Annotated in this window: 8 protein-coding genes; 5 read left to right on the top strand and 3 right to left on the bottom strand. The window is 46.5% G+C overall.

Going from position 1 to position 15,491, the window contains the following annotated elements; genetic code table 11:
• Window positions 1-17: 17 nt before the first annotated feature.
• Both R6H26_RS13995 and R6H26_RS13990 read right to left on the bottom strand, forming a co-directional pair.
• Window positions 18-1,073 carry a TauD/TfdA family dioxygenase gene (locus tag R6H26_RS13995; RefSeq protein WP_404791148.1) on the bottom strand — a complete coding sequence of 352 codons (1,056 nt, stop codon included), beginning with the start codon at window positions 1,071-1,073 and terminating at the stop codon, window positions 18-20.
• Between the two features lie 15 nt (window positions 1,074-1,088).
• Window positions 1,089-4,619, bottom strand: a complete 3,531-nt coding sequence (locus R6H26_RS13990; protein ID WP_404791146.1) for a condensation domain-containing protein — start codon at window positions 4,617-4,619, stop codon at window positions 1,089-1,091.
• Between the two features lie 638 nt (window positions 4,620-5,257).
• Here R6H26_RS13990 and R6H26_RS13985 point away from each other — a divergent pair.
• The 5 genes from R6H26_RS13985 (at window position 5,258) to R6H26_RS13965 (ending at window position 13,702) form a co-directional block, all read left to right on the top strand.
• A complete protein-coding gene (locus R6H26_RS13985) occupies window positions 5,258-6,628 on the top strand; it encodes a glycosyltransferase (RefSeq protein WP_404791144.1) in 1,371 nt (456 codons plus the stop codon).
• Between the two features lie 44 nt (window positions 6,629-6,672).
• Complete coding sequence (locus R6H26_RS13980) at window positions 6,673-9,288, top strand: TonB-dependent siderophore receptor (RefSeq protein ID WP_404791142.1); 2,616 nt, start codon at window positions 6,673-6,675, stop codon at window positions 9,286-9,288.
• Between the two features lie 347 nt (window positions 9,289-9,635).
• Window positions 9,636-10,241 (top strand): hypothetical protein, encoded by a 606-nt coding sequence (locus R6H26_RS13975; RefSeq protein WP_404791140.1) that lies wholly within the window; start codon window positions 9,636-9,638, stop codon window positions 10,239-10,241.
• Window positions 10,242-10,253: 12 nt separating this feature from the next.
• Window positions 10,254-11,549 (top strand): MFS transporter, encoded by a 1,296-nt coding sequence (locus R6H26_RS13970; protein ID WP_404791138.1) that lies wholly within the window; start codon window positions 10,254-10,256, stop codon window positions 11,547-11,549.
• 113 nt (window positions 11,550-11,662) lie between these two features.
• Entirely contained in the window at window positions 11,663-13,702 is a 2,040-nt protein-coding gene (locus tag R6H26_RS13965) for an acylase (protein ID WP_404791136.1), read from the top strand.
• A gap of 304 nt (window positions 13,703-14,006) precedes the next feature.
• Here R6H26_RS13965 and R6H26_RS13960 read toward each other — a convergent pair whose 3' ends face one another.
• Window positions 14,007-15,293 (bottom strand): transposase, encoded by a 1,287-nt coding sequence (locus R6H26_RS13960; protein WP_404783412.1) that lies wholly within the window; start codon window positions 15,291-15,293, stop codon window positions 14,007-14,009.
• Between the last annotated feature and the right edge of the window lie 198 nt (window positions 15,294-15,491).

Raw genomic sequence — 15,491 nt, 5'->3', positions numbered from 1 at the left:
ATCCCCCGTCTCCTGGTTTAACGATTCAAATCTCGATCGCGAATGGGTTCTGCCATTGCCACAACGACCTTGCGCAAACCCACATAGGGCATGCGACCGTGGGCCGTAAGCATGTTGTCTAGCAGCAAAATATCGCCTGCCTGCCAAGGAAACTTCACCTGTTCCTGGAAATAAACCTGACGCAGTGCCTCTACAACCTCCACTGGAATGGGCGAACCATCGCCGTAGTAAGTGTGATGGGGCAAGTCTGCTTCTGAGAATTCAGCCAGCATCGCCTGCCGCAGCAGCGGCTCTACGGTAGACACATGGAAAAACACAGCATGGTTAAACCAAACCCACTCCCCCGTTTGGGGATGTTGGGCGATCGCCTGCCGCACCTGGCGAGTGCGCAGACGGTTGCCTGGTTTCCATTCAAATTCAATGGCATTGTCCTGACAAAACTGCTCTACTCGATCGGGATCTTGGGTTTGGAAAACCGTTTGCCAAGATAATCCCAATCCGTCTCCAAAATTACGGACGTACATCACGCCCAACTGCGCAAAGCGATCTCGAATTTGAGGATCGATGCGTTGGAGAAGCTTGCGTGTATCGGCAATGGGCGTTTCGCCGCCAATCTGGGGCGGCGTGAGGCAGCAAAAGGCAATCTTTAGGGGCCAAGTCGCGGCGTAGGAATTCTCACTGTGCAGAAAAATACTTTGCTCGGCTGGATAGTCCGTAGAGGTATAGATTTTGCCTGCAATGGAACTGCGAGGCGAGGAGCGATCGCGATAGTCCAGCAAATCCCCTACCACCACCGCACGGATCGCGCGTTCAAACTCAGCAACTTCACGAACGGGAAATCCCCGAAACAAAATGCCGCCGTGTTTGAGCAACTGTTCCTGAATCAGCTCAGTATGTTGCTCTACCCAATGGACTAGGTTCACCCCCGTGACGGTTGGTGAAATAACGAGGGGCAAAGAGAACTCAGCTTCTAAAGGAGCGACCTTGACCCAGGTTTCTGTTGAAAGCTGAATGCTTTGGCGTTTGCGGTTTTGGAGACGCCCAGAACCAGTACGTGCAGAAAGATCGATCATGACTAAAAGAGAAACTTACACAGCAGAAATAGCTTTTCGCTTGGCGATCTTGAGTTTTTGTTGGTGGGCGATCGCCCTGTCAGCAGGGGGGAGACGATCCCCTCTTGCCAGTTGAAGGGTTAACTCATCTAGCTTCACCGTGGGTTGAGCCGTCACTTGGTACAGCAGTTGTTCGAGCCGATCGGCCATCGTGGCGATCGTGGCAGAATCAAATAAATCAGTTTTATATTCCAACGATCCGGCTAATCCCTCGGCAGTTTCCCAGAGACTCAGTTTTAAGTCGAATTTGGAAGTTCCCCCATCCACTTCTTCAGGGGTAAATGTCAAATCCGGTAGTTCGACCGTAGGGATAGCGGTATTTTGGAAAATAAACATGACCTGAAACAGTGGGTTGTAGCTCAGCGATCGCTGCGGTTGCAGAGCCTCCACCAATCTTTCAAACGGCACATCTTGATGGGCATAGCCCCCTAACGCCACCGCACGCACCCGTGCTAGCAAGTCCAGAAAACTCGGATTGCCAGAGAGGCTAGTCCGCAGCACCAAGGTACTAATAAAAAAGCCGATCAGCCCTGCGGTCTGGGGCTGACTGCGTCCGGCAATCGGCGAGCCAATTAAAATATCGTCCTGGGGAGTATCGCAGTAAAGCAGCGCGTAAAAGGCAGCCAAAAGGGTCATGTATAAGGTTGTACCTGCGGTTTGGCTCAAAGCTTTGAGGGATTCGGCGATCGCCTTTGAGAATACCAGCGGGTGCTTTTTCCCCGCATAGGTTTGGATGGTGGGTCGAGGGCGATCGAACTGAAGCTGGAGAACAGGTAAATGACCGCTTAACTGTTGCTGCCAGTAGCTGAGCTGAGTTTGATAGGCTTGAGTTTGGAGCCACTGCCGCTGCCAAGCTACAAAATCAACGTATTGCAGGGGAAGTTCTGCTAAAGGGGAAGGCTGACCTTGGGAGAAAGCATTATAAAGTGCAGCAAGCTCTTGAATGAACACCCCAATCGACCAGCCATCGGAGATGATGTGATGGAATGTCAAAAGAAGTAAATGATCTTGCGCTGAAGCGCGCAGCAAATTGGCACGCAGGAGCGGAGCTTGGCCCAGATCAAAGGGCTGCTGCGTCTCTTTTAGAATAAAGGCTTGAATCTCTGACGGCGAATGGGTCTCAACGGGATTTAATTGAATGACGAGGGATGCATCAGGGTGAATGACCTGCACCAGTTGTCCCTCAGACTCAGCAAAATAGGTACGGAGTGTTTCATGGCGCTGAATCAGGGCCTGCAAACTTTGCTCCAAAATGACTCGGTCGAGCGATCCCCGTAGATGGAGGGCGATCGCCACGTTATAGAAAGGACTATCCGGCTCCAATTGGCTCAGAAACCAGAGTCGTTCTTGTGCCAACCCTAGAGGTAGCCGATCGGTGCGATCGACAGTAGGAATGTGGGGTTGAATCCAAGGGGTTGTCGGTGCCGCCAACACTCGAGCGAGAATGTTCTGGCTCAGTTGGTCTAGACTCAAACGATCGAACAGATCGACAATGCAAAGAGCAATGCCAAAATCCCGTTCGATCCAACTCTTTAGATCGAAGGCTTTTAAGGAATCCAGACCTAAATGGGTTAAAGCAGACTGGGGTTCGATCGCTTCAGGCGGTAACGCTAAAACCCGTGCCACTCGGTTTTGTAGTTCAGCTAACAGGGAGCCTTGACGCAATTCGGGTGCAAGCGCTAGCAAGCTCTCGCGATTTAGAGTGGATTCGTAAACCTCATCTTCGGTTAATATCAATAGATTTTGAGCGATCGCCTGTAGCTCACCCTGCAAAAATGCAGCGCGACAAGCCCTGCGTTGAATTTTGCCACTAGAGGTTTTGGGAATACTGCCCGGTTTGAGCAATACCACCCCATAGACCTGCACCTCGTGATGTTCTGATACCGCTTGGCGAATGGCAGCAATGACGACCTCAGGATCCGGTTTCTGACGAAAGTCTAATTCTTGGACGACAACCAATCGTTCGGTTCGATCTGACGCGATCGCAAAAGCGGCTCCACTCCCCAGTCGTAAACTGGGATGACTTTGTTCGACCGTTCGCTCGATGTCCTGCGGATACAAATTGCGTCCGCGAATGATAATTAAATCCTTCAGCCGCCCTGTGATAAAAAGTTCGCCGTCCTGTAAAAACCCGAGATCGCCCGTCCGCAAAAAAGCACCCTCACCATTGGCTAAAGTAGCCCGAAAGGTTTCTGCGGATTCATCAGGACGTTGCCAATATCCCTGGCCCACACTTGGCCCCGTCACCCAAACCTCCCCTACTTCCTGAGGGGGACACGGCTGGCGCGCTTCGGGGCGAACCACGATTACCTGTTGTCCCGGCATGGTTTGGCCGCAGCTGACTAAGACAGCGCGAGCATCAGGGCGATCGCAGCGATCTTCTGTTCCCACTTCAACGACTTCATTGACTTCTAACTCAGCCTTAGCAATGGTTTTGGTGAAAGGAAGCATGTGCTGTTCTCCTCCCGTCACCATTAACGTAGCCTCTGCCATCCCATAGCAAGGATAAAAAGCTTCCGCCCGAAATCCACAGGGTGCAAACTTCTCGGCAAATCGTTCTAACGTCTGCGATCGAATGGGTTCAGCCCCATTAAAGGCGACAGTCCAACTGCTGAGATCTAACGTTTCTAGCTGGTCTGATGTAACTTTTTGCACGCAAAGCTCGTAGGCAAAATTAGGCGCACCGCTCGTCGTTCCACGGTAGTCAGAAATTGCTTTTAGCCACCGATAGGGAGATTGCAGAAAAGTTGCTGGAGCCATTAACGTACAAGGAAATCCCCCGTACAGAGGCTGTAAAATCCCGCCAATCAAACCCATATCGTGGTACATCGGCAGCCAGGAAATAAACCGACTTTCAGCAGAGTGGGCCATGACTTGGTAAGTTACGGCGGCATTATGCATCAAGTTTCGATGGCTTAACATTACGCCTTTCGGCGTTCCCGTAGATCCCGACGTATATTGCAACATCGCAATGCTGTTGGAGTCAATTTCAGCAAGGGTTTGCCAGGTTTCTCCTGGCAAAAGGTCTAGGTCATCGGTGACTAACCATCGCAGGTCGCGATCGCTAGATTTTGAGCTAAGGAGAGGTTGGATTTGCGGGAATACGGTGCTAGTAGTAAGCGCGATCGCAGCGTCTGCATCTTGGGCGATCGCTAAAATTCTGGGTGTATTGCGCTGATTGCGCGGAGGATAGGCGGGAACCGCAATAACCCCTGCATATAAACATCCCAAAAAAGCAGCGATAAACTCTAATCCTGGCGGATAGAGCAGTAAAGCCCGTTCTCCAACCAGATGCAAGGATTGTAAATGAGCTGCGATCGCACAACTGCGACAATTCAATTGCTGATAAGTCCAGGAATTAACAATCAAATCCCCATCTAAGTAGGTATAAGCAGACTGGTGGATAGACTGAGTTGACCTGATTTTCAACAGTTCCACCAGGGTCAATGTTTCCCAGGAACCGCCGATCCCCATATCATCTACAACACGATCTCGAAGGTTAAACATAATCGCCTAGACCAAACTAACGTACCCGCATACATTCATCTAAAAACAGACAAGACAGCAGGTCGATCTCGTCACACAGTTTCTTTCTTCAGTGAATCGTCAAATTCTGTGACTCCAACACCAGTAACGGCTAGAGAGGGCAGTCGCCAATCCTGCAAGGGATCTGAAAGACCGACCTTGGATTCATGCGAACCATATCACTTATTGAAATAGATTGTCAATAAACTAAATTTTCTAATATTCTCTGTTGAGAAAATACAATAGTCACCGTCTAGGCTATTATAGGGGCTATGGTTACAGCACATCAGTCTTAAAAGCCATCAAAAGCTTTCCAGGCATGGGTTCTAGTATTCAAAGCGAAGCAAGCAACAGCGATCTTGAACGATCGCAAAAGTTAAAGATGATAGACAAATAGGAATTATACCTATTATGCTTATGCCCAACAGAGACAATATCAATAATCTTTATCATTAGATTTATGAGTGGCATCACCTGCGATCGTTTTTAATTTGCCTGATGTCATACGGGCGAACGTCTGTAATCCCGTATGGCATCGTGTTTAGGGCCTATGGGAAATGCTCTATTTGGCTCTAAATCCATAGAAATGGGTATCCGTCTTCATCTCGCAAATTCGTTTTATGGCAACTCTGATTCTCTGTATCTTCAATTTTCAAGGTGAGTTCAACGGATCGCTGAATTTGGCTAAGAAGCTTCAAGCAAGCGGAAACCAAGTCTATTACTTGGGGGTGGCAGATTCTAGAGAACGGGTTCAAGCCCATGGATTTGAATTTTTGACCATCCTAGAAGAATTTTTTCCAAACGGTTTTTTTAAAAAACTAGATTTCGGAAAAGCTAGCGGATATAGCTTATTCCTCAAAAGAGTTGCCTTTATAAAATCTCTAAAGAAATTTATCTCTGACTTAATTGAAGGAAAAAATCAGGAAATTCAAAAAGTATTCCAAGAAATTCACCCAGACTTGTTGATTGTCAGTACGACAGAGGGTGCCTATGCAACATTGATAGGTATCATAGCCAATGCTTACAAGATTCCAAGTATTTTTTTGACAGATATGTTTTCATCCTTGCCACCATCAATTTCATCAAAAGCAAAAAACTCTGATAGAGATAAACCAGCCCGTGAATCTTTATTGGAGTTTGTAGGATTTAAATTTAGAGAAAACTTTGAAAAATCCATAAATAATATAAATTTCTTTTTTGGGCTTGACATAGATTACAAAAAAGCAATCCTAGACTTATCTCGCAAATTAAGTATTTCTTCAAATTCTTTGGATATAGAAAGAAACGTTCCTCTAAAACTGCCTCATTTGATTCTGTGTCCGCAAGATCTTGAACTTCCAAACCTCGTACGCGAGGATTGCCATTATGCCGAAGCATCAATAAATTTACAGCGAGAGGAGGGGGTTCACTTTGATTGGTCAAAGTTAGATCCAAACAAGAAAATTATTTATTGCTCCTTAGGAACAACCTCTGGAACTTATGAAGTTATTGGAATTCGTCAGATTCTTAGTTTTTTTAAAGTTTTGATAGATAGTGTTTCTTTATCCTCATATCAAGACCAATATCAACTCGTGCTTGTTGTCAGTGAATTCATTCAAGAGGAGTTATTTATTTCTATGCCAAAAAATGTGCTTATATTCAACAAAGTGCCACAATTATCTCTTCTAAACAAATCTCATCTTGCAATCATTGCAGGCGGCATACACACCATCAAAGAATGTATATTTTTCGGGGTACCTATGATTGTTTTTCCGGTGTGGGCCGATCAGTTTGACAATGCTGAAAGGGTGAATCATCATCAGCTAGGTTTAGTTTCAGATATTTATGAAGTGTCTGTAGATGAAATGGCTGGCTTGATAGATAAAGCCAGCTCTTTATTTATCAAGAAAAATCTCGAACGATGGAAATATAGATTTAGGGAGATGGAGAACTCTAATCGATCAATTGACTATATTCAATCTGTTCAGATTGGGTCTGCCCAATTTGGATAAATCTAATTTACGGAAATAAATCGACTTCTTGTGAGGATTTTATTTTGAGCAAAGTTATTCTACAGACTGCTAATATCCTTTGGGCTAGCAGTTTGCTACTTTGGACTGGCACGCAGCCCATCAAAGCTGAAACCTACCCAGGACATAAAGGCGAGATTCAAGAGAATCTTAGCAACCCTCAGCTAAGGATTGAGTCTATAAAGACTTTGCCGAAAGCCTCTACCCATGCAATTGATTTAGTTGCACAAGAGTCGAGTAGTGCCGTTAAAATCACGGCGGTGAAGTTAAAGCCTGTCCCCAATGGAATAGAGGTTATTTTAGAGTCTGAAGGTCTTTCTGCTTCGCAACCAATTAGGCGCACGGAAGGCAATACGGTTGTAACTGAAATTCAAAATGCAGTTCTCGCATTACCGGAAGGTCCAGGATTTCAAGCAGCGAATCCATCTATGGGGATTGCGTCTGTGAGCGTACTGCAAATGGATGCTACCACTGTTAAGGTGAGTATTGTCGGCACGGTCTCGGCTCCTGTCGCTGCAACTGTGACACTCAGTCAACCCCAAACGGCACAACAGCCACCCACACAAAGTCAAACTGCACCATCACAGCCAATTGATGCAGATGAGGGAGAAGAAGAAATTGTTGCAACGGGAGAGAAAGAGCCGACCTATCGGGTTCCAAATGCTTCAACCGCAACCAAGACAGATACGCCTCTGCGCGACATTCCCCAGTCCATTCAGGTTGTTCCTCGTCAAGTCATTGAAGATCAAGGTGCAACTAGGGCTTCCGAAATTCTTCGTAACGTGAGTGGTGTTGTTTCGAATGCTGGCCCATCAGGAGTCGGGGAAGAGTTCACGATCAGAGGATTTAGCGGGAATGATGATGTTGGAGCTGGGAATGAATATAGAAATGGTTTTCGGGCACTTGATTTAGGGAGCTTTAATCCCAGCAACATTGAGCGGGTGGAAGTACTCAAAGGCCCTGCCTCTGTGCTTTACGGTCAACTCGAACCAGGCGGCGTCATTAACTTTGTTACTAAGCAGCCGTTAGATCGCCCCTATTACTTAGCAGAATTCGAGGTTGGCAGCTATTCATTCTACAAACCCTCTATCGACTTTTCTGGCCCACTCACCAAAGATAAGCGTTTGCTCTACCGGCTGAATGTTGCCTATGAAAACTCAGGAAGTTTTGTTAATTTTGTAGATCGAGAAATTTTCCAAATTTCTCCTAGCTTCACTTATAAGATTGGTGACAATACAAATCTTAAGCTTTCCTATGAATACCTCAACGAAAACGGAACCAACAACCCTGGGTTACCTCGAAATCCTATTGCCTTCGATCTGCCAAGAAATCTGTTCCTAGGTGAACCTACAGATACCGTAAAAAATGAAGCTCAAGCACTCAATCTAGAGCTAGAACATTCCTTTAATAAAAATTGGCAACTTCGCAGCCGAGTGGCTTGGCAATCCTCTAGTTTCCGACGGAATGCCCATCGAATCAGACAAGAACCTGACCCCATCACTGGAGATTTAGAGCGTTTTTTTCAGGGAGATATTAAAAATAGGAATGAGAGCTACTCAGTTCAAGCTGATATTATTGGTAAATTCAAGACTGGGTCTATTGAACATCAGATGGTCTTTGGCTTTGAATGGACTCGTTTTGAATTACTCGACAATACTGGATTCGCAACAGCTAGTCCAATTAATCTATTGAATCCTGTTTATGGTTCTGTTCCCACACTTTATGATGATGGCGCAAGTGCATTTTCTTCCACCACTGATACGCTTGGTTTTTACTTGCAAGATCAAATAACATTACTCCCAAACCTAAAGTTACTGGTGGGAGGTCGATATGAATTTATCGACGAAAAGTCTTTATCTCAAGATCTTGATACTGATGGCACCACTCCAATTGGTGAAGCTTCTAGAAATTCGTTTTCTAATCAAGCATTCTCACCTCGAGTGGGGATCGTTTATCAACCCATCAAACCAGTTTCTTTATATGCAAGCTTTAGTCAATCCTTTGTTCCTAATAACGTCTTCACCATTACAAGAGAACTAATCCAACCTACTCGCGGAACTCAAATTGAAGCAGGAATTAAAGCTGAATTTTTGAAAGGAAAACTTGCAGCTACGTTATCAGCATATCAAATCACGAAAACAAATGTTGCGGTTCTCGACCCCAACGATCCTAATGAGGAAGCGTTTCTACCTGTTGGCAAAGTTAGAAGTCGTGGGATTGAATTCGATCTTGTAGGTGAACCCCTGCCGGGATGGAATATTATTGCTTCCTTTTTTGTAAATGAAAGTATCGTGAGAGTTGGAGATCCAAATGAAACTCCTGTGGGGGACACATTAACAAATTCACCTGGATCTGGTGCTAGTTTGTGGACTACCTATGAAATTCAAAAAGGAGCTGCGAAAGGGTTGGGGTTTGGTGGAGGCCTATTTTATGTAGGGGATGTCCAAGCAGAGCTGCCGAATTCATTTGTGATTCCTTCCTACATCCGTGCGGATGCCACAATTTTTTATAAGCGAGATAACTGGAGGATAGGACTTAATTTTAAAAATTTATTTAACACTCGCTACTATACCAGTCAAGGTGCTGCAATTTATCCGGGTGAACCGTTTACGGTTTTAGGCTCAGTTGGATTTGAGTTTTAGCTTCAAGAATTCAATGTTAATTTTGTATTCATTCAGTCAAAACAGAATCAGCCTATTTTTAGCTTGTAGTTTTTAACTCTAGACGAAAGCTATTAATCGAAAGACAAAATATTGTAGAAATTCTCTCAGGTAATCTTGGTCATTCTTATGAATCGTAGACTTTGAACTATGTTATCCAAGCGACTCAGAGATCGAATTTTTGTGTCATGGTTAAGTTACGTCCCAGTTATCCTCAAATATGTCTGCCACGAGCCTTTTCTGGGCTTCTTTCAGGGCTGTTGTTAGTATCTATTACGCCTACCCTCTGCGCCCAACCCATCTCTGTCAGACGTTGTCAACCCAAAACTTTGCAAACAGAAATTACTCATCAGGATTTAGCAATTATCGAGCAGCTCTTTACGATTGCCCAACGTCATTCAGCGGAAGTACTAGATGCAAAAACAGCATTGGGCTTCAGCGCCTTCCAAGATACTGTATCTCTAGAGCTAGAACCATCTTTCAGTCTTAGTACTTCTAACGAAGAATATGCTAATTCCTATTCAGAAGGAAGCTTCTCCTCCACGATCGCCATCGATCCGATTCGCCTCATTAGCATATTTCAGCGGATGCCTGCACTCCGGGCGCGCCTGAAACAAACTAAAAAGCAAAAACGGGTTGAAGTGGTGAAGTTTTACATCGCTTATATTCAAGCTCGTCAAGCCATACAGATTATGAGCGATCGCATGCAGACAGTCACCGACGATTCCTGCACTAAAGATCTCAAGCTAAACTCAATATCTGCCAAACCCACCCAACACTTGTCCAATAAAGAGCATTCAGACATAGCCGTAGAATTACTGAACGCCAATGGACGAACCAGAATTGCCTTAGAAGAATTAGCAGCTTGTGTGGGGTTGTCACCACAAGAAACCAGAACCATTCTTGAAAATTCCGTGCTAAAGCAGTCCCCTTAACACAAACGCCAAATGCGCACTTACAGCATTATCTGGCTAGGCCAGCTTGTTTCAACTCTTGGCAGTTACATGACTGAGTTTGCGATCAAAGTATCAGCCTGGGAAATGACTGAAAAAGCCACCACCTTGACTTTTATGAGGCTCTTCTCACTACTTTCAGGGATCTTTGTCACGCTAATAGCCGGAAGTATCGTCGATCGTTGGAATCGTAAGGCTTTGATCGTATTAGGGGACACCATCTCAATCCTCACTACAGTGGCTATTATTTGGCTTTATTTTAGCCATCGCTTGCAAGTTTGGCACTTTTACATTGCTGAAATGGTAACGGGTGCCTTTGGCGAAATTCAGGAGCTTGCCTACTCCACTGCTACTGCCATGATGGTTCCTAAGCAGCACTACACTCGCGCCAGCAGTATGAGTTCAGTTTTACATTATGGCTCAGTTATTATTGCACCTGCGCTAGCGGGTGTGCTCTATCCCCATCTTGGCCTAGGCGGTATCGCGCTGATTGATATTGCGACGTTTGGGTTTGCCATTCTCACCATTCTCAGCGTTTCTATCCCGCAAGTTGAATCCTCTCCTAAACCCTCTTCAACTTATGCGCAGCGTTTTGCAGAAGCTTTCTATGGATTTCGCTACCTCATCCTTCATCAAGGCTTGCTAATTCTTCTAGGAATTTTACTTTTATTCTCCTTTGCAAATGAAGTAGGAGGCGCTCTATATGCACCCATGGTGCTGGCTCGGAGTGGCAATAATACTGCCATTCTGGGCAGTATCTCAGCAGCAACAGGACTGGGGGGACTGCTGGGCGCTGCTATTTTAATCGCTTGGAAAGGCCCCAAACACAGAATGCATGGTCTTTTAGTCGCAATGGTTGGGGTAGGGGCAAGCAAAGCATTCTTTGGGTGGGGACAATCCCTATTTACTTGGATTCCAGCTCAGTTCATGTCTTCTTTAAGCTTTCCGCTGCTGAGCAGTTGCGATACTGCCCTCTGGTGGTCAAAGGTATCCCCACAAGTACAGGGGAGAGTATTTGCTGCCCATTCCTTAATTTTTCAGGTGTCCTCTATCCTTGCTGTTTTAGTAGCAGGGCCATTGGCAGATCGATTTTTTGAACCGGCTATGAAGCCCAGTGGTAGCTTAGTTCCTATCTGTGGATGGCTGTTTGGAACTGCGCCAGGGGCAGGAATGGCACTTCTCTACTTTCTTGCGTCTGTGTGCATGCTTCTCGTGGGTCTAGGTGGCTTGATGCTGCATTTTGTTCGGGATGCAGAAACCCTCATGCCGGATCCTGATGTTCCAATATAGTGGCGTTGATTGAATACAGACCCATGCTGAAACGAAATCTGGGGTTAAGCCTCAATAACCGGATACAACGATTTCTCCTGACACTAAGTTGGGTTGCGCTCTTTCTTGTTGAAATGTATTCTTCGACTTCTGCACCCAAAACCACAGAAATTCTATGGGATAAGTATGGCGTTCCGCATATCTATGGCAGGACAACGACCGATCTCTTTCGTGCGTTTGGGTGGGCGCAAGCTAAAAGTCACGGTAATCTAATCTTGCGTCTGTACGGTGAAAGCCGTGGGCGGGCCGCTGAATATTGGGGACAGGACAATATTAACTCGGATCGCTGGGTTCGCACGATGGGGATACCAGCCCGCGCCCAGACCTGGTATACCGCTCAAACACCCGAATTTCGCGGCTATCTTGACGCTTTTGCTGCGGGCATTAATGCTTACGCCCAGAAACATCCTGAGCTAATCGATAACAACGTGGAAGGGGTGCTTCCGGTTCGAGGAGTAGATGTCCTCGCTCACCTCCAGCACATCCTGCACTTTACCTTTATGGTGAACGCTAAGCAGGTTTTCAGCCTCACAGAGGGTCAACCTTCTGCCAGTTCCCCATCTAGATCCGCCTTGGGTTCTAACGCTTGGGCGATCGCCCCATCTCGTTCTGCAAGCGGAAATGCCATGCTCCTCGCCAACCCCCATACGCCTTGGTCTGGTGCATTCCTCTGGTACGAAGCCCAATTGACGGCTCCTGGAATTGATGCCTACGGCGCTAGCTTCGTGGGATTTCCGGTGCTGAATATTGCCTTTAACAACAATTTAGGTTGGACTCATACTGTAAACACCCATGATGGCTGGGATGCCTACAAGCTTTCGGTTACAGAGGGAAAGTACCGCTTTGATAACAAGCTTTATCCCTTCAAAACCGAAATACAACCGTTCAAAGTCAAGCAATCCGATGGCACGCTGCGCGAAGAAAAACTGACCGTTCAACACTCCCTTCATGGTCCCGTCGTGGCCCAAACGGGGAATCAGGCGATCGCCCTTCGGGTCGTGGGTCTAGATCGGCCTAAAGCACTAGAACAGTGGTGGAAGATGGCCCGTGCTCAGAATCTAATCCAATTTGAAGCAGCCCTCAAACCCCTACAAATTCCTATGTTCAGCGTTCTATATGCAGACCGATCTGGCCATATTATGCATCTATTTAATGGCCGAGTTCCAATCAGAACGGGTGGTAAATTTGAAGATTGGGAAGGAATTATTCCTGGCGATACCTCCCAAACTTTATGGACTAAAACCCATCCCTATCAAAATCTACCTCGGGTACTCGACCCGCCTAGTGGCTGGTTACAGAACGCTAACGATCCACCCTGGACCTCAACCTTCCCGCTTGCCCTCAGTCCTGATAATTATCCGCCATACATGGCACCGCGTGGGCCGATGGGATTCCGTCCTCAGCGCTCCGCTCGGATGTTAATGGAAGATCCAGAGATTACATTCGAGGAAATGGTTCATTATAAACATTCAACTCGTATGGAACTCGCCGATCGCTTGCTTGACGATCTCATTCCAGCCGCCCAACAGCATGGAACTGAACTTGCTCGTAGTGCTGCATCTGTTCTAACAAAGTGGGACCGTCAGGCCAATGCCAACAGCCGAGGAGCCGTTCTCTTTAACTTCTGGCTAGAAGCCATGGAGTTTGACCCTCCGTTTGCAGTACCTTGGCAGGAAAAATCACCCCAAACAACACCGGATGGTCTTGCGGATCCAATCCGTGCCGTTGTTGCCTTGGAAACAGCAGCAACAAAAGTTAAGACGACTTACAAAATTCTCGATATCCCTTGGGGAGAAGTCTTTCGGCTCCGTTACGGCAAGGTCGATTTGCCTGCAAATGGGGGCTATAGCGACCTGGGAATTTTCCGTACTCTTGATTTTGTGCCAGTAGAGAAAAGTCAATTTCAATCAGTGAAAGGAGATTCATTTGTCGCTGCCATTGAATTTTCAAATCCAGTCAAGGCCAAAGTGCTTAACAGTTCTGGCAATGCTACCCAACCCCATTCACTTCACATTGGAGATCAGTTAGCACTGTTCGAACACCAAGTATTACGGCCTGTATTGCGATCGCGTAAAGATATCCAAAGTTTTCTGGTTTTAGTTGAGAAGTTCTAGCAGGCTGAGTTCTTTATTTGCGATGCAGCGACGGGGATCGACTGCAATACCTCAACGACTCCATCTTGGGCTATGCCGCTGTCTGCGTTGCTGTTACTGTTACTCTTCTTGGGTTTGCAGCAGTTTTACCCCTTGCGCCAGAACATTCCAGTCACTTTGGGTATACCTCGCCTGCACAACACTCGGCATTCCCTCTGCTGAGTCTGCTCTGATATCAATTGGAGTTTAGACTAAACAGGAAGTACGTTCACTAGAAAGTAACTCGAAAGCATTCAGCATTCGAGACCGAGAATCGTTAGTGTCCCTAGTTTTTCGCCACAGATTTGAGACGGTCATGCTTGGTATGGTCACGCTGTAAGACCAAGAAGAAAATGGTCAAACAACTGTCTTCATTGGGGAACGCACCAATTTCATCGGACTTGTTCCTAAACTCTCGAAACAATCGTTCGAGCGCATTAGTGGTTCGGACGAGTGGATATAAGGATGGGTTCAAATCATAGAAATTAAAGGTCAAAACAATATCTCTCAAAAAGGAGCGGATGGCATTAGGTTCAACAGACTGCCAAGTCTCGACAAAGACCACCAATCGCTCAATGGCTTCCATCCAATCATCGGTTTTATAGATGTCATAGGCGTCAGTCTTAATCTGGGTATAGCGAAGCTTCTTTGCTTCTGGAAGGTCTAGGGTCTGACCTTGCGCATCTTGGATGGATAAATTCTCATAGCCCAGATGACGCAGCATTGCCCTGATTTTATGAGTGATGCACAGTTGATGCTGGGCCTGAGGTACCCAGGCTTTGAGCACAGCGGGCAATCCATTGGTCCCATCACTGACGACAACCTCAACCCCATCAAGCTTCAATCCACGCTCCTGTAAACCCTTGAAAAAAGACTCCCAGGCGAATTGAGATTCACTCTCGGCAATCTCATAGTGCAAGATTTCACGAGTGCCATCTGGATAAATGGCCATTGCCACTAAAACAACCCGTTCTTCGGCTTGACGCAAGGCGCGCACATGTCCAGCTTGGTCTTCAAAGGTTTCCCCGCTTGCATATTGAATTCTCACCCAAACACCATCGACAAGCAAAATGGGTACAGCAGTGGTAATTTTTGCCGTGCGCCGTTGATTCATCTGCTGTTGAGCGGCTTCTGTGATTCGGTTGATGGCATTGACCGATAATACAGCCCCGAGTAATGGATAGAGCGCTTCTTGCAAGTCTCGCAAGGACAGGCCCATGACATACAGACTTAGACAAAAGTTTAATAGACTGCCAAGGCCCCGTTGATAGCGCCCCAAGATTTGCCAGTCTCGGTCTCTGTTCCCATGGCGCAGCTTGGGTACCGACAAGGATTCGATGCGCCCGTATTCGCTATCAAGGACTCGCTTGAAGTAGCCAGACCGACGAGGTCGTTCTCCCGCAAGCTGATTGAGATGCTCTTGTAATTCTTCGCACAGAGCTGCTTCTAAGACGCTTTGCGTAACCCCCAGAACCTCTGTATTCAGTTTTTCCTGTAGGACTTCGTTCAACTCTGGATATGGATTTTGGGTTTGAACCCGCAGTATTTGGGCTTTGCGTGTGACGATATCCATTCTCTGTTGGCCTGAATCTCTTATCCTCAGACCTTTTCACGCTTTGGCCTCTATGGCGAAAAACTCAGGACACTAACGATAATCGAAGGGAAGAAGTTTAAGGTTTAGGCTGCTGTATCAGCCGTTTCCTTGGGCTTGGCAAACCTTTTTTTGACCGTTGGACAGAAAGGACGACGGCTCCTAGGTTTACCTGTAGGC

This window comes from Altericista sp. CCNU0014 (assembly GCF_044923475.1).
In the GTDB taxonomy this organism is placed as follows: Bacteria; Cyanobacteriota; Cyanobacteriia; order Thermosynechococcales; family Thermosynechococcaceae; genus JAAURS01.
Note: the sequence above shows the minus strand (reverse complement) of the source record. Positions and strands in the feature narration are given on the sequence as shown.